This is a genomic window from Anaerostipes butyraticus, from assembly GCF_016586355.1.
GTDB classification, from domain to species: Bacteria; Bacillota; Clostridia; order Lachnospirales; family Lachnospiraceae; genus Anaerostipes; species Anaerostipes butyraticus.
On the sequence record NZ_BLYI01000076.1, the window covers coordinates 1 to 16,435 of the forward strand.

Consider the following 16,435-nt stretch of genomic DNA (forward strand, 5'->3'; position numbering starts at 1 on the left):
ACTGTCTCTTCCATTCTGTTTCCAGTGTCATCTCCCGTATGTTTTTCAAGCTCAATCAGACCAAAAATTTCACTCCCGGATATATCATGGTCCTCCACACTTTTGGCCGGGATCTCAAATGGAATCCCCATATCCACTGCCTCCTCTCCGAAGGCGGTCACGGTAATGACGGCTCCTGGCGTCATGTCAGGCACTTTAACTATGACTATCTCCGCAGTGCTTTCCGCACCGCTCTCCTCAATGAACTGGAAGTCAGGATCGGCCCTTCTTTTAAAAAAGTCAAAGCCAAATGTTACAGCGAACATGTGCATGGTTTCTATGTCTATGCGAAACCTAATCTCTGCAACCCAAAAATAGTCGCCAGGTATATTGGCCGTTATCTTGGCAGGCCTGTCATCGCTGCTTCCAGGATCGATCACTATGACGGTGATACGGTCTCTTTCCACTATCACCGGCATGAAGATGATAAATATATAGAGGAGACTTTACCTGTCATGGACTTCATAAAACGCCTCATCCGCCACATCCCGGAAAAGCATTTTAAGATGATCCGGTATGGCGGTCTGTATGCCAGACATCGTAAGATCGATCGTAAGCTGTATCACGTCATACCAAAAGAAAAGCACAAGAAACTCCGCAGTTTTGATCGCTGGCAGGAGGCCATCCTGCATTCTTTTGGCTATGATCCTCTGGAATGCCCTGACTGCCATCATAAAATGGTATTCCTTGAACTCTATTTCAACCATAAACGTGTATCTCTCAAAGAAATGTACGAGAACGCCATGTCCCGTTCTCGTGGAAAGAGGTCATCTGCTTAGCTTTTTCAAAGTTCCTTTTCTGTGGTATACTCCTATCAAAGGAGGCGATACCGATGGATCCACACACAGAGAGACTACGTAAAAAATATATGGATGATCCCCCAGAAGGCATATCGTCTGAGGACATTCGCCACATGAGCGAGGACGATCTTCTGGATATGGATTATTTCCTGAACGAAGATGTTGAGTTTGACGATGAATTCGGAGAAGAAGGTTTTTATCTTTTCTGACCCACATCGTCTCTTTGTCATCCCCAAACACATATTTATCTAACATACGTTCGATAGGCATGTGTTTCTTTTATGCTGTCATAAAAACGGAATTTCCTATAAAACAAAAAATAAGAGTCTGCAAAACCTTAAAAGCTTTGCAGGCTCTTACACTAGGAAACAAAGTCAGCTCATCTTCTAAAAAATATGTACTGATTTTTTTAGAAAAATGTCTATCGTTCATACATAATCTTATTTTTCACTATACACTTCAGTATTTTCAGCAACCATCGGCAAACTTTGATCGTTGTGCTCTGCATAATCAATAGGATTGGCCTCCACATCTTTTGGCAGCTTAATATCAACACCATCTGATAAAATGAATTTTCTAAGCAAATTATCTACCTTAACGTTAACCTTAGGAGGTATGATTTTTCTTCCTTCGGCTTCTTCAAAATATTGCTTTGCTTTCTTCTTATCAACCGTCTTTTTCAATTCATCAAAGCGGCCAAATTCATTGATATTATGTACATTTAATTTTAAACTCATAATTTCTCTAAGCATGGTCTCATTCAATCCTAAAGCAGATGAAATCCTGTGCACCTGATCATCTTTTGCTTTTGACATGTATTGCACAATATAGTCTCTGAAAGTTTTCCCTTCTTCAACCTGTACATCTCCGCGCTGGATATCATGTAAGAAAATATCGGCATATTTCTGTTCTTCCTGAGAAAGCATGGCAAATGTTTTGTGGAGTTCTGACTCAGCCTGTTCGAGTGACTCTTTGGTTGTACCATCCAGCTGCAGCAATTTCATATATTTTTCAAAGCGAGAATTCATATAGTCAGCATCAATAACTCCTGTATCAATTTCCGTAATATAACTTACAAGATCATACGGAACATCATCGCTGCTGCCGGAAGAACTGTCTGTTGATGACAACTCCTTATAACGCAGAACTAAAACCAGATATTGCTGTTCATCAAAAAGCATATCAATTTCTTGTCCCGATTCTTGATCTTTATAGTTGGAAACATCCCACTTAAAACCTTGGATTTTAGCAGCCTCTAAATGATCATTCAATTCTTTTAAACATTTGGCAAATTTTCTGCGCACTGCAATATCTTTTGGCAGTTTTTCAAAATTATGAATTCCCTCATTGGAAAACAATGCAGATATTTCTTCAAAAATGTCATTCATAGCTTTCAAATTTTCAGGGAGATGCTGTGCAAACAATCCCCATGGTTTTTCTCCGGAATACAACTTAACAGCCGCCTCAATATTTTTTTCGATTGTATGCGGTCTTCGATAATATTTAATTGTACCAAAAGGCTTATCCGTGCCAAACAAACGATTGGTACGTGAAAAAGCCTGTATGATATTTTCATACTCCAGCATTTTATCCAAATATAATGTATTAATCCATTTGGAATCAAAGCCTGTCAGCATTTGATCGACTACAATAAGCAGATCAATTTGCTTGTCCGGCTCCCTTTCTATTCGCTCATATGGTTTTTTATGTGCCAGACGTGCCGCAATATCTTTTTTCATTTTATCAAATGTTGCAGCTCCAAAACTTTGGCCATAACGAACATTATAATCTTTAATGATTTCAGCCAGTCCTGCTTCTTTATATGCAGCACCTCCATTGTTGTCAATATTCGGATCAAACAACGCAGTTACTTTTAAATCTGAACCTTTTATCAAGCGATAATAATTTATTGCCTCCGGAATACTGCTTGTTGCAAAAATCGCATGAAATTTGCTGTTGCGACTGAGTGTTATCCAATTTTTCAATATGTCTTTCACCACAGTATTGATATGTTCCTCTGTTCGATATTGAGAATTCGGGAGATAATCTTCAATTCCCTTGATATAAGCACCACTCTCATTTTTGTATCCCGCCATTGGCACTTGGGAAGAATCCATATATTTATAATATACTTTGCTCTTTTTAGGATCTGAAACTGCTTCCTGCTCATTTTTAGCTTTTGCTTTTTCCAAGGCTACTACTTTTCGTACATCTTGATCCTTAAAAGTCATCACCTTATGAGGGTCAAACCCTAGAACATTTTCATCACGAATTCCATCTGCTATACTGTATCTATGAAGTTCATTTCCGAATACTGTTGCCGTGGTATTCTTTTTCTTTTGATTTTCCTCATGAATCGGAGTGCCGGTAAAGCCAAAGAAAATAGCCTTTGAAAAGGTATTTTTTATAGTAATGAGCATATCACCAAACGTAGAGCGATGAGCCTCATCTACAATAAACACAATACGCTTTTGATTCAGAGTTTCAATATCCTTTTCATTCAATCCACCGTCTTCTTCTTTAATATTACTCATTTTTTGAATCGAAGTTACAATCAATGTATCTGCCGGATTGCTGCTTTTTAATTTTGTAATGAGAACACCTGTATTTTCTGTTTCCTGAACATCTTCATTTTCATTGGCGAATCCTCTGTATTCTTTTAATGACTGTGTGCCCAGTTCGATTCTGTCCATTAGAAATACAACTTTATCTGCATCTTTCGAGCTTGCTATCAACTGTGCAGATTTAAAACTTGTCATTGTTTTTCCTGAACCTGTTGTATGCCATACAAATCCACCAAGCTGATTTTTCTCATCCCATTTCGTTTTTGCTACCTTATCTGATATGGCACTTGCGGCATAATATTGGTAACTGCGCATGACTTTTAATACTCCGTCAGAATCATCTGCAACCGTATAAAATCCAATCAGCTGGTGAGCCATGGGAATGGAAAGCAACGTAGACACAATTTTATTCCATTCATTGATAGGCTCATTATTAAAATCCGCCCAATGAAAATAATAACACGGATTAAATACTCCTTCCTGCCCAGGATTTGCAAAATATACGGTTTCTTCCGGCGCCATTGCAACGAAAATCTGCACCAGAGAAAACAACCCTGTAAAAACACCTTCATGAGAATACTTTTCTATCTGATAACAGGCTCGACTGACAGGTATCCCGCTTTTTTTCAATTCAATATGTATCACCGGCATCCCATTAATTAGCAGCATTATATCTCCGCGGCGATCATTCAATATCTTAGATTTTGTAGGAAATTTCGGCTGCTGTACGATTTGATAGCAGCTGTCACCGCCTGCAATTTCTCTTCGGTCATATATTTTTAGGCTTACTTCTTTTCCAAAATGCAGTGTATCGTCTGGATTATCCCTTACAACAGCAACACTCTTTCCATTAATAAATCCATTTAATTTCAAAGGAGTTTTCAACGTTTCTATCTGCTCAATAATTTGCTGCATCTCACTGTCCGTAAGAGGGCAATTATTCAGTCTGTCAATATCTTTATTGTTCTCAAAAAGAATATCAGCCCAGTTTCTCAGTAAATCCTGCTCACTATAATTTTTTAAAACCTGACTGCTCCATCCATTTTGTGACAACAGCTTTATCACTGCCTGTTCAAAATCTGATTCTTTATCAAAAGCCATGGAAACTCCCCCTTTCTAAACAAACATTTTTTCAAGACAAGATTTTTTGATTTGTTTCAGTTTTTCTAGCTTACGCTGGTGAAGGGTGATAAGGTTGTCGATGTTGCGGAAGAATGCTCCAATTTGTTGCTGTTCGGCATATTCGGGAACCATAATTATTTTTGCTAAAAGTTCGTCTTTAGTTATACCTTTAATAGAAGTACCCTGCACAGCATTAAGCTCTGATTGTAGCTTTTTGTAGCAAGCATAAACAGTGAAAAAAGGTTCAGTATTTAGCTTGCTTAACGACAGAAAATCCTGACTTGTTGTATAAGGAAATGGCATAAACGCAAGCTTTCCGACACCTACACGGGTAATGATTGCTATTGAATTTTGGGGTACAAGTTGAGTCGCAGAATTATTTAACCCTTCCTGTGTTATATGCTTTCTCGGTTCTACCCCAAACAACTTTCCGTCAACTACGTCAGAGGATTGTATCCACGGAATATTTCCGTTCCAAAATACTTCATTTGATGTAGCAGGAGTGCCACCTCCATAGGTCTTTTCAGCCAATTCGGACAACTTACGCTGTTCCCAAGCATCAGTAAATCCTTTAAATCTAATTTCTGGATACAAACATCCATTTTGAGGAAACATCTTTTCTAACATTGCCTTTTTCAAATTAAACAACTTGGTATACTTACGCTGGTGAATGGTGATAAGGTTGTCTAATTTTTCGATATAGTCACCTATAGCTTTTTGTTCAGCAAAATTTGTATATGGAATCTGTATGGTTTTCATTCCCCCAATATCAATACTTCGTCCATCTCTAATTCCATAAACGTGAGGTTTTAAATCGCAGTCAATGAATTTTTTTGAGCGAAAATATGAATAATAAAATCTCGAATCAGTGCCTTTTCCGTGTAATGTATGATACGCAGGGCTTATAATTCCTGTATTTTTAGCCATTTCAAGACCACCTTCAAAGGAACGAAGATGTACTATAAAATCTTTCTCTCTCACCAACTTATAATTTGATAAGTTTGCTTTGTCATACATTAAATTCCTATCTGATTCATCTCTGATAATTGTTCCCGCTCCTTGGACAATCATTAACGCCGGTAATTCCTCATGATTCTTTTCAGAGTATTCTACAAATATCTCTCCAAGCTTACGCTGTTCCCAAGTGTCAGTATATCCTTTAAATCGAACTTGAGGTGTTTGTTTCCTTTGATCCATATTATTCACCTCCAAGCATTTTTTTTAGTTCCGCTAAACCTGCCATATCAAATTCATTCCCGCAAAGTTCATCAATCATGGAACAAAGTGATTGTTCTGTTTCTTCTATTTCTTTTTCTACCTGTTCAAAGGTTATTTCATACTTTTTAGCAAGGTAGTCTATTTTAGAAACCAACTCATTTATCATATGATCCGGCAATTTCATCAGACTTTCAATAAATGGTGTAATCCATTTTTCTTTTAAAAGATTGAAGGTCTGTTCATCTGACAGGCTTTCGATGGTTTCTTTTGTTTTACTTTCCAGTTCTGCGGAGAGCTTTCTAATTTCCGCTTTCAGTACTTTCTCCTCTGTAATCAAATCGTTTGCGATACGCAGTTTCTCCATTGTTTCTGGCTCTATACTGTCAGACTTTAATGCCTTTTTCAATTTTGAAGCAACAAATTTATCTTTTGCATCATTCATAAAATCAGCTTCTTTTTCTTCTTCCGTTAAAGAATCCACAAGCTCCTCATATTCTGAACTAATTTCAGATAATCGATTTTCTTTCTCTTTCCACACATTTTTAATATCTGTAAGCAGAACATCCTGTACAAGATCAAATGGCAAAATATGGCCAATCCAGCCATCCTGTACTTCCTCTTCTTTACTTTTCTTCTTTTTAAGTACCATATTGGGGTCAACTTTTTTTACTGCTTCGAATCCTTCCGTTTGAATCATTTCTAAATCTACAGCAATTTTACTCCATGCATCATCAAGAAGTTGATATGCTTCGTATTTATCAATCAATGGAACATTGGATAACCTATCAAAAATATCATCGGATAAAAGCTGCTCCGTTTTAGAAATATTGAGTACCATAATATTACTGATAAGTTCCTGATACAAAGAAGACTCCATACCAGAAAAAGCATCTGCATATCTATTTTCAAATGCCAAAATATCCTTGTTCTGTTTAATAGCCTTTTTTACCTCGCCCACAGAAAGCTTATAATAATCAGATGAAGTTTGTTCAAATATTGCTTCTTTTAAATCAGGAAATGCCTTCCAGTAGTCCTTCAGTTCATCTAATTCAGCTGCAGGAATACCTCCAAACATTGAAGCATAAATATCCCAGGATTCCGTCTTCTCTGATGAATCTACATATCTTGGAATATTAAGATTATAATCATTTTCTCTGATTTCCTCTTTGCTTACAACCTTTGAAAAATGATCTACACTCTCACGATGTGCTACAACATCTACAATTTTTTTAATATCGCAGGCACGAAGTTTATTATTCTTCCCTTCTTTTACAAATCCTTTGGAGGCATCAATAATCAAAACATCATTCGCAGAACGTTTTTGTTTTAGCACCATAATAATGGTTGGAATGCCTGTACCAAAAAAGATATTTGCCGGCAAGCCAATAATGGCATCGATTTTGTCCTTTTCAATCAGATTTTTTCGGATTTCTCCCTCTTCTCCTCCACGGAATAAAACACCGTGTGGAAGAACGATTGTCATAATACCATCCTTTTTAACATGATAAAGATCATGCAGCAAAAATGCATAATCCGCTTTTCCTTTCGGTGCAAGCCCATATTCCGCATAACGAGGATCTGTTTCTTTATCTGTCGGATTCCAATTTTGAGAATATGGCGGATTGGATACGACTGCGTCTACCGGCAATAAACTATATGTTCCAACCGGATCGCTGTCCTCAAAAAAAGGCCAGTCATCTTCTAAAGTATCTGCGTTTCTTGTTACAATGTTATCGGGTAAAATATTACGCATTACTAAATTCATACGGGTAAGATTATATGTATTTTGTTTTAATTCCTGAGCATAATATTTGATGTTATTTTCATTTTCCATAAATTTAGCCACACTCTTACCGATATTGATAAGCAATGACCCAGAACCGCTAGTTGGATCGTATATTTTGATTTCTTTTCTGTCTTTCAAATGATCTGCCACAATTTCAGACATAAGCAAAGACACCTCATGTGGGGTGTAGAACTCACCTGCTTTTTTTCCAGCATTTGCTGCAAACATACCTATTAAATATTCATATATAAAGCCCAAAACATCATAGTCCTGCTTTCCATCCATCGGAATCTCTTTAATCAGCTGAATCAAATCGCTGACTGCCTTTGACTGAGATGCAGCACTATCTCCCAGTTTGGAAAGACCCGTCTGCAGAGTATCAAAAATCCCTTCGAATACTTTCTTGTGAGTTGGATTAATCAAACGACTAAACGCTGAAAGTGCATCTCTTACATCTTGTACACTGAAATCCTTTCCCTTAGCAAGCCAGGTGGAAAACAGATTTTCATACGAAATGAAGTAACCAATATTTCTTTGCACACTTTCTACCGTTTCATCATCTTCCTCTGTAAGTTCCGGAAGATATTCCTCTGTCCAGTCATTTTCTTTTAAATACTTTACTTCTTTCTCAGACAGAAATTTATAGAATATAAATCCCAATATGTAATCTTTGTATTCATTCGCCTCGATTTTGGAACGCATTTTATTTGCAGACTCCCAGATCTTGGCAGCTAATTGCTGTTTATTCATTTATTTTATCTCCTTTTATCTTCATAGTTATATTTATAACCACTGCTTTGCAGGCTGTCAATTTTTCATTTTATTTTTTGAAAATCCAGTTAAAATCCTTTTTTATTTTTAAGAATTTTTCTCATCCAGCATAGTCCCCCATATACTCAAATTATGCCCCACAACAGACCAAAACTATACTCTTTCATCGAAAAAATATCTACATACCTCATACCTTCCTATCTGCTGTACCAAGACAATTCACAAAATCTTCCCATTGAATCATTTGATATTGGCCAGGTATTATTTCTAAGGCAATCATTCAAATAATTTTCAATACAATTCAAACATATAGTTTTTATAAATTCAACTGGTATATTAAGTTCCCATATATTGTCGTTCACTTCTTTCCCATCTTTAAGATACATTCGATTAACACTCATATAATATGGTTCCTTATGCATTGAGGCAGTTGCGATATGGTTAGAAGAAAACTCATGAGAAAGCCTGCATCTCATCCGATATAACAAATCAACATAACGGTGTTGCCATGCTAATTTTTCCTTTTTTCTTTTATCTAAGACTTCCTCAATTTTTATTAACAAAGAACTTGCTTTGTTTCTAACAAATTGATCAGTTGGATGATAAACTCCTCCATCCACAAATTCAGATAAATCTACATCCCCATTGAGTTCATTTTCAACATGATAAAATAAAGTAACTGGATCAACAAATTCAATATATGAACATATATTTTGATATCGAATAACAAATCTAGTAAATATTTTCTGCATTCCCACATCAGGATAATTTGCTACATCCTGAGCAAAAGATTCCAACAACGAAAAATAACAAAGAAGTTTTACTTCTTTGTTTTGAACATTCTCTACATTTTCCACTATTTTATAGACATATTTTCTGAGATCTTCTACTTCCTTTTTGATAAACTCTTTGTTTTCCATAATACCACTCTCTCTTTTAGACACATCACCAGCATAAATTCTTTACACTTCAATCTTTAACTTACTTACAATAAATTTGACTTTAAAAACCTTTAGGTATAATATAATATTACCTTATACATATGGCTATAAGGGCGGAGCATTTCTGTCAAGTCTGACCGAATTGATAATTCTATGAGTAACGTTACACATAGAACCACCAATTCTAAGTTGGATTCGTTGAACATGATACTCCTTTCCAGTATGGTTATTATACTATGGAATGCTATCAGATGCACGTAGGACAATACTGTTCATGTACCTGCCTGTTAACTTAGGGATGTTGTCCCCCATGTTAGCAGGCATGATGCATTTTAGGGGATAAAATATGAAAACACAAAAAGAATATAATCAATGCCAACAACTTAAATCTTGCCATAGTTGTAGTTCAAACCATAAATGTCAAAAATGGGTTGATTTTGTTAAACACCACAATGATACCAAATCATATGCGCATTTTGATCTGCGTGTGTCTCTATCTATGCCATCTATTAGAAAATACGTAATGGATCCGACTAAAATAGTTACTCACAGTTTCTATCCATTCATCCACTTTGTCAAAAAAAACTCCCGATATGGAAAAAAAGGACCTAAAAAACCCCGAGAACTATACTACTGTTCACATTTGGATAGATGTGTTTATCAGAGATATGCTTTTTTATTAAATTACCAATATAATATATGGGCATGTCAAAATAACATCAATGATGTTGCTATCGCTTATCGAGATAATCTAGGGAAAAACAATATTGACTTTGCCAAAGATGCTTTTGACGCAATACGCAGATTTTCTCAATGTTTTATCCTGGTGGGTGATTTTACTAATTTCTTTGACAATTTAGACCATCAATATCTTAAGAAAATGATATGCACAATTCTCGGTGTTAAACGCTTACCACAGGATTACTTTTCTGTCTTCAAAAATATTACTCGCTTTTCAAGTTGGGATTGGAAATATATTGTAAAAGCAGCTGAAGAAAGCATTACAGAAAGAGGAATTCGCCAAAAACTCAATAGCAAAGATACAATACTTACTAAGGAACAATTTCAAAAGAACAAAAACAATATAAAAAAGAATGTTTCTGGAATAGGCATTCCTCAAGGTTCACCAATTAGCGCTGTACTATCTAATATTTACATGATAGAATTTGACAAATACATTAAGCACTTTGCAGCAAGTAATGGCGGAATCTATATGCGTTATTCAGATGATTTTATTATCATCTTACCGTACAAAAAAGATATTGAAATTAAACAATTCACAAATTTTATTTTTTCCTATATAGAATCAATGAAAGGACTAGTTGACTTGCAAAAGGAAAAGTCAGCCTGTTATATTTATAAAAATGGAATTGTATATGAAAACAATCAACCATCTAACATAAACTACTTAGGATTTCTATTTGATGGGAAGAATATTAAAATACGTCCACGTGCTATAACTAAATACTATTACCGGATGCGCCGCAAAGCCCATACCATTGGATACAATAATTGGACATCTCCTAAAGGTAAACATATATCTGCAAAAAAACTTTATAGTATTTATTCTCACAATAATGAAAAGCAAACTTTTATTGATTATGCCAATAGAGCAAAATCAACCTTAAAACTCAATGATGCAGAAACAAATGCATTGATAAAGCGTCATAAGCAAAAAATTGCTAAAGCCATTAAGGAGGGGCAAATCAAAAAAAATAATTTCACGTGATTCTGAATAAAATAATCATAGACAAATCTTTTACATTCTTATTTCACAGAAGCCAAAACACCTTGGCTTCTGTTTTATTATTAATATAAATTACACCATCTTTAATTGTTCGTATGTTTCTTTTAAAATTCTATAGAAATCCCGTTCCTTTTCTTCCTCATTTCCCAGCTCATCCACATTGACCGTACGACAGTCTGGGATGTGGCTTGTAAAAATATCATAAAATTTTGTATGTTCAATGAAATATGCATATTTAGAATAAAACGATCCTGCAATGTCTGCATATTTTTCTTTTGGTATCTTTCCATCTAGATACTGCTTTATCTAACAAGCAATTTATCTTTCACGATCGTTGTATTATCTGTTCTCACGATTCTAATAGATACAAAACAAGAAGACTTATTGTGGATTCTCCTGAACTTCTCTGGCATCCGCTCTTCTCTGTTTACAGTCTGAATTTAAAAATCAATTTCATACTCAAAATATCTTCGGGATTCGTTCTTTGCTTCACTCACAACAGTCGCATTGCCAGATACTTTCATCCCTTTCAGAAAAGCATCAATCTTTACAGCATCGCTTTCTTTTAGTCCTGAAGAATTGCTCAGCTTAATGGAAATCTTATGATGATGGAAACCGTCTCCGCCTTTCATCCTCAAATGAATCAGATTTTGAACATTGTCATCTTTCAAAAGATATACAAGTTCTGGTTCTTGAGGAGCATGTCCTTCCATAAACATCTCTGCCGCAACATCATTGACGGAACACTTCTCCTCTGACAAATCATGCTCGCCTTCAGCATTTCCAACGCCTGCTGCCTTTGCCTGTGCTTTTGCCTTAGTTTCAGAAAAAGATATCCTTTCCTCCTTATAAATCACTCTGAAATGTTTTGCTCCAAGATCCTGTGCCACTCGCTGAAGTTCATTCACACGCACCGTTTTAAGATAACTGAAGTACTCATCCAAAGCAATGTAAGTATTTTTATCTGTAGGATTCACATAATAAAATTCGCACTCAGCATCTGGATAAAACTGCAATCCAAATACATTTAACGAATCCTTAAAAATATTTACAACACGGATTCCGCCCTTATTTGACAAGAATCCAATGGATCCCTGACAAACATCACTTTCCGCATATTTCTTATCTCTTTCCGTGACACGAATGAACTTAGACAGCAAAAATTCCGTTTGTTCCAAGGTATCTAAAAAAATAGGCTGTAATGACCTTAATTCCATACGCCTATGGCTGTCCTCAACTCCTTCTTTTACCGCAGCAGCTCTTTTCTTTACTGTATCACCGACAGCCCCTGCAATCACTGAAACGTCTGAAATGTCAAATTTCCCGTCATTATTCTGATCCATGGCCTGAACTGCATGCGTCTTGGTTTTATCAATCAATCCTTTTGCTGCACTTCCTACATTTTCCAGAACTGAACCCAATTTCTTTTTTTTCATCATTTTCTCACCCTCTATCTATGATTTCTGTATCTCTGAGCAATCAGATACTCAGCTGCAATTTTATATATATTTTATCTTACATGTTTATTAAATTGATTACAATACCATCTGCGTTTTCAAAATTTTTTTCTATTTCATTGCTCCATTTTCACAGAAAATGGCATTTTTCAATTTCCAATCAAAGAATCATAAACCGGTTTATCAAATCCATCCCAATAAAAAAACACCGCATCGCTGCGATGTTTTTCTATTACTCATATATACTCTATTCCATTTTCAAACACATATCTTCATTTATGACTCATAATTATTTTCTAAATATGTAAGTCCTTTTTGCAAAATACAGTAATTCCCCCTGCATAAAGAACAGCGGCTCCAATTCCAAGCACAACGGCACCGATAATCGCATTGCTCTCGCCAGCGACAACGCCATCTGCATTAAAAAGGGTAAAGAAAGTAAAGTATTTTGCTGCTTCTGCCTTTTCACCGGTATTGGCAAGCATTTGAAGAACATACATCAGCACTGGGATGCCTGCTCCGAAGGCAATGCTGTATTTGGTATCCGAAAAGACACAGGACGCGAGGAAACAGATACTGCCAATAAATAAATGCAGGCACATCAGGGCGGCATTTAATTTTAACAGCTCCGAAATCACAAGTTCTCCCGGAAAGCTGGTTTCTGCGATAATTATCTCCAGTCCCGTGGCATATATCATCAGAATTAAAATACCACTTATAAGAACTGACATTTGTGTCAGTGCTACTGTTTTTCGTTTTACAGGAGCTGCAAGGAGCGTTGCCATTGAACCCTTATCTGTGTATTTGGCAACTAAACCATTGCCGCGCAGAATGCAGAAAAGCATTGGAAACAGGAGTAAAATAAAACCATAGAGATATGAAATCATAAATCCGATCAGAGTTGTCGCACCGGCACTCATACCGACAGAAGCCATAAGTTCCGGCATCAGTTCATAAAATTTGTCCAGAGACACCATCATTTCCGGGTCATACATACTGATAATAATAGCAACATACATTGTGATGACAGCCCCAAATATAACAAGCATTTTTACACTGTTTTTTACTTCTCTTTTATACAAAGTCCAATTAAGCATGATCATCACCTCCGTAGTAATCCATGAAGATTGCTTCCAGTCCCCGCTTTGCTGTGACTGTAACGCTGTTATCGGTACAGATACCGTCGAAATCTTTTGCAAACGCTTCCGCCTCTTCCGGAGTATCCAGGTGAACGGTATATGAACGCATATGACGTTTTCTCAGAGTTTCAACTGAGTCAACAGTTACAAGTTTTCCGTTGCGGATGATTCCGATACGGTCGCAGGTGCGCTCTACTTCTTCAAACATATGGCTCGATAAAAAAATGGTTTTGCCCTTTTCCTTTTCTTCGGCCATCAATTCGATAAAGCGGTTCTGCATTAAAGGATCAAGTCCGCTTGTTGGCTCGTCCAGAATCAGTATATCCGGGTCGTGCATAAAGGCGGAAACAATACCAAGTTTTTGTTTCATTCCTTTGCTCATTTTTTTGATTTTATCTTTGGGGTCTAACTCAAACCGCTCAATCATTTCCGACATTCGATTATCCCTTTTTAGACTGCGGTATTCAGAGATAAATTTTAAAAACTCCTTTCCGGTCATATCATCAAAGAAACTGATTTCGCCGGGTATATATCCAAGGCTTTTCTGAATTTCATCACGGTTTTTCCAGCAATCCATTCGGTTAATCTGACAGCTGCCGACTTTGGGCTTGATAAAGCCCATCAAGTGACGAATTGTCGTAGTTTTTCCTGAACCGTTCGGTCCTAAAAAGCCAAACACCTCGCCTTTATCAACACTGATTGACACATCGAAAATCCCTTTCCCGCCGCCATAATCTCGTGAAAGATTCTGAATATCTATAGCGCTCATAAATGCTCCTCCCTATATAAGATTTTTAACTGTAATCATGCTTTCAGCATTTTTCGCTCTTATCATCCCTGAGTTTTTTGTTGATTTTTTTGTTTAATTTATTTCTCCAATCCTGTGTGTAGGTTCTGGTATTTTTCAAAAGTTCATCTACAAAACCTGCCACATCCTTTCCTGTTATTTCCAGGACATTTTTTCCGTCTGCAGCACTTTCTTCAAACAGGTCGCTCAAATCACATTGTACTTCCATCATATCGTAACCTGAACCACAGCCAAATTTCCACATATGATTTTGAATTTGTTTAAAAACATACTGGTAATCTTTCGGCAAATCCTTAACTCTCTGCATTTCCTTTTTATACTTACGTTTATTTTTTACCATTTTGCTGAAGTTGAAATACTCGTCAAAAAACTGTTTCATTTTATTTATTCTCCCTTAACTTATTGATTTTTGATTCTAAAAAATCCCATTTTCGCCAAAAAAGTTTAAGTTCTTCCCGTCCTGCTTCATTAAGAGAATAAAGCTTTTTCGGCGGACCAAGTTCAGATTTCTTTTTTTGCATATTTACAAGTTGATTCTTTTCAAGTCTTATTAAAATCGTGTAGACGGTTCCCTCAACTACATCTTCAAATCCCAAAGCATTTAACTGACGGGTAATCTCATATCCATAAGTATCTTCTCGGCTGATAATTTCCAGAACACAGCCTTCAAGTATTCCCTTTAGCATCTCTCTGATATTTTCCGTAATTTTCACCTCCGCTGCCATATAATAACATCTAGTCTGTATTACTTAGTATCAGTACAATATATTACTTAGTATGTTGTGGTCAAGCGTTTTTGTAACACTTGTGGCTAAAAAATATCGATTTATGCAATTCGAGCTTGATATGGTGTTTGATACCCATTGAAACTATGTGGGCGCACATGATTATATGTGACATATGCAAATTCCTCCACCATCTGATAGAGTGCCTCCTCGGTACGAAATTCATATAGATTTGTGCATTCATTCTTCAAGGTATTGAAATACCGTTCCATTGGTGCGTTGTCATACGGGCATCCAGCTTTACTCATACTTTGTGTTACATGAACGGATTCACAATACGCAACGAATGCTTTCGATGTATACTGTGCCCCCTGATCGCTATGAAGGAGTAATTCTCCTTTCCGCATCGGCTGCGAATCCAAGGCTTTCTGCAAAGTACGGATGGCAAGTTCTGATGTGATATGGCGATCCGTTATACTCGCAATGATGCTGCGGTCATAGAGATCAAGAATACTGCAGTTATAACGTACCTCTCCATTTTTCAGGAACAGGTAGGTGAAATCTGTACACCATTTTTGATTTGCCCGCTCAGCAGTGAAATTTTGAGCCAGCTTATTCTCAAATACCTTGTGTGGCTTCCCGTGCATATATTCTGGCTTTTTCGGACGTACAATCGCATACAGCCCCATCTCTTTATTCATATACTTATGAATGGTGATCGGACTGTAATAGAAGCCTTTGCGAGCCAGATAAACAGTCATGCTTCGGTATCCGTCCACTCCATTGTGCTCGTGGTAAATCTCTCGGATCTGCGCCTGTACCTTAGATTTTTGGGTATAGTAATCCGCCTTCCGGTGTTTCCGGTAGTTATAGTAAGCATTCGGGCAAATATTCAACCGACGCAGCAGCCAGCGAAGCCCAAAATCTTTCTGATATTTTTCGATAAACCGATAAGCCTCTAATCGATTTCTTTTGCAAAGAATGCCGCTGCTTTTTTTAAGAAAAGATTCTCCTTGCGGAGTTCTTCATTCTCTTTACGGAGCTTGAGCATTTCTTTCATATAATCGTATTCTTCTTTTGTTTCCGGGCTTGTCTGGCATTCTTCGCTGAATTCTCTGCACCACTTGGAGATACTGGCTTTTGAGACGCCGTATTCAGCTGTGATACTTTTGTAGGTGCGTCCTTCCTCCAAATGGAGACGGACAATCTTCTTTTTAAACTCTTGTGTGTAATTCTGTGGCATGATAAGAACCTCTTTTCTCATTGTTTTTAGTATATCTTATTAGCCACTTTCGTTACAACTTTATTATAGCACTTC

13 protein-coding genes are annotated in these 16,435 nt (G+C 36.7%); 3 read left to right on the forward strand and 10 right to left on the reverse strand.

Going from position 1 to position 16,435, the window contains the following annotated elements:
* Positions 1-818, forward strand: an 818-nt coding sequence (locus tag JMF81_RS16840) for an IS91 family transposase (protein ID WP_201312431.1), incomplete at its 5' end; no start/stop codon positions are given.
* A 53-nt stretch (positions 819-871) separates the two neighbouring features.
* Positions 872-1,048, forward strand: a complete 177-nt coding sequence (locus JMF81_RS16035) for a hypothetical protein (protein WP_201312432.1) — start codon at positions 872-874, stop codon at positions 1,046-1,048.
* 231 nt (positions 1,049-1,279) lie between these two features.
* Here the strand turns inward: JMF81_RS16035 and JMF81_RS16040 are convergent, their stop codons facing one another.
* The 4 genes from JMF81_RS16040 to JMF81_RS16055 form a co-directional block, all read right to left on the reverse strand.
* A complete protein-coding gene (locus JMF81_RS16040; protein WP_201312433.1) occupies positions 1,280-4,504 on the reverse strand; it encodes a type I restriction endonuclease subunit R, EcoR124 family in 3,225 nt (1,074 codons plus the stop codon).
* Between the two features lie 15 nt (positions 4,505-4,519).
* On the reverse strand, positions 4,520-5,722 hold the full coding sequence (locus JMF81_RS16045) for a restriction endonuclease subunit S (protein WP_201312434.1): 1,203 nt from the start codon (positions 5,720-5,722) through the stop codon (positions 4,520-4,522).
* A 1-nt stretch (position 5,723) separates the two neighbouring features.
* On the reverse strand, positions 5,724-8,279 hold the full coding sequence (locus JMF81_RS16050) for a type I restriction-modification system subunit M (RefSeq protein ID WP_201312435.1): 2,556 nt from the start codon (positions 8,277-8,279) through the stop codon (positions 5,724-5,726).
* A 218-nt stretch (positions 8,280-8,497) separates the two neighbouring features.
* Positions 8,498-9,220, reverse strand: a complete 723-nt coding sequence (locus JMF81_RS16055) for a hypothetical protein (RefSeq protein WP_201312436.1) — start codon at positions 9,218-9,220, stop codon at positions 8,498-8,500.
* 367 nt (positions 9,221-9,587) lie between these two features.
* Here JMF81_RS16055 and drt2 point away from each other — a divergent pair, with 367 nt between their 5' ends.
* Positions 9,588-10,970, forward strand: a complete 1,383-nt coding sequence (gene drt2, locus JMF81_RS16060; RefSeq protein ID WP_201312437.1) for an antiviral reverse transcriptase Drt2 — start codon at positions 9,588-9,590, stop codon at positions 10,968-10,970.
* Between the two features lie 458 nt (positions 10,971-11,428).
* Here drt2 and JMF81_RS16065 read toward each other — a convergent pair whose 3' ends face one another.
* The 6 genes from JMF81_RS16065 to JMF81_RS16090 all read right to left on the reverse strand — a co-directional run bounded on the left by JMF81_RS16065 (position 11,429) and on the right by JMF81_RS16090 (position 16,381).
* On the reverse strand, positions 11,429-12,427 hold the full coding sequence (locus tag JMF81_RS16065) for a hypothetical protein (protein WP_243282721.1): 999 nt from the start codon (positions 12,425-12,427) through the stop codon (positions 11,429-11,431).
* 314 nt (positions 12,428-12,741) lie between these two features.
* Positions 12,742-13,542, reverse strand: a complete 801-nt coding sequence (locus JMF81_RS16070) for an ABC transporter permease subunit (RefSeq protein WP_201312438.1) — start codon at positions 13,540-13,542, stop codon at positions 12,742-12,744.
* Positions 13,535-14,353 (reverse strand): ABC transporter ATP-binding protein, encoded by an 819-nt coding sequence (locus tag JMF81_RS16075; RefSeq protein WP_201312439.1) that lies wholly within the window; start codon positions 14,351-14,353, stop codon positions 13,535-13,537. Before JMF81_RS16075 ends, JMF81_RS16070 begins: the two co-directional genes overlap by 8 nt.
* 43 nt (positions 14,354-14,396) lie before the next feature.
* Positions 14,397-14,771 carry a DUF1048 domain-containing protein gene (locus JMF81_RS16080; RefSeq protein ID WP_201312440.1) on the reverse strand — a complete coding sequence of 125 codons (375 nt, stop codon included), beginning with the start codon at positions 14,769-14,771 and terminating at the stop codon, positions 14,397-14,399.
* Between the two features lies 1 nt (position 14,772).
* Complete coding sequence (locus JMF81_RS16085) at positions 14,773-15,117, reverse strand: PadR family transcriptional regulator (RefSeq protein ID WP_201312441.1); 345 nt, start codon at positions 15,115-15,117, stop codon at positions 14,773-14,775.
* 101 nt (positions 15,118-15,218) lie between these two features.
* Positions 15,219-16,381, reverse strand: a protein-coding gene (locus JMF81_RS16090) for an IS3 family transposase (RefSeq protein WP_201312442.1) whose coding sequence is annotated in 2 segments (ribosomal slippage) — positions 15,219-16,123 and positions 16,123-16,381 — 1,164 coding nt in all. Because the reading frame shifts where the segments join, the coding sequence is not laid out codon by codon here.
* Positions 16,382-16,435: the final 54 nt, after the last annotated feature.

Excerpts from the sequence above, each read along its gene's own strand:
- JMF81_RS16035 (WP_201312432.1), top strand. The coding sequence starts at position 872 with ATGGATCCACACACAGAGAGACTACGTAAAAAATATATGGATGATCCC.
- JMF81_RS16040 (WP_201312433.1), bottom strand. The coding sequence starts at position 4,504 with ATGGCTTTTGATAAAGAATCAGATTTTGAACAGGCAGTGATAAAGCTG.
- JMF81_RS16045 (WP_201312434.1), bottom strand. The coding sequence starts at position 5,722 with ATGGATCAAAGGAAACAAACACCTCAAGTTCGATTTAAAGGATATACT.
- JMF81_RS16050 (WP_201312435.1), bottom strand. The coding sequence starts at position 8,279 with ATGAATAAACAGCAATTAGCTGCCAAGATCTGGGAGTCTGCAAATAAA.
- JMF81_RS16055 (WP_201312436.1), bottom strand. The coding sequence starts at position 9,220 with ATGGAAAACAAAGAGTTTATCAAAAAGGAAGTAGAAGATCTCAGAAAA.
- drt2 (WP_201312437.1), top strand. The coding sequence starts at position 9,588 with ATGAAAACACAAAAAGAATATAATCAATGCCAACAACTTAAATCTTGC.
- JMF81_RS16065 (WP_243282721.1), bottom strand. The coding sequence starts at position 12,427 with ATGATGAAAAAAAAGAAATTGGGTTCAGTTCTGGAAAATGTAGGAAGT.
- JMF81_RS16070 (WP_201312438.1), bottom strand. The coding sequence starts at position 13,542 with ATGCTTAATTGGACTTTGTATAAAAGAGAAGTAAAAAACAGTGTAAAA.
- JMF81_RS16075 (WP_201312439.1), bottom strand. The coding sequence starts at position 14,353 with ATGAGCGCTATAGATATTCAGAATCTTTCACGAGATTATGGCGGCGGG.
- JMF81_RS16080 (WP_201312440.1), bottom strand. The coding sequence starts at position 14,771 with ATGAAACAGTTTTTTGACGAGTATTTCAACTTCAGCAAAATGGTAAAA.
- JMF81_RS16085 (WP_201312441.1), bottom strand. The coding sequence starts at position 15,117 with ATGGCAGCGGAGGTGAAAATTACGGAAAATATCAGAGAGATGCTAAAG.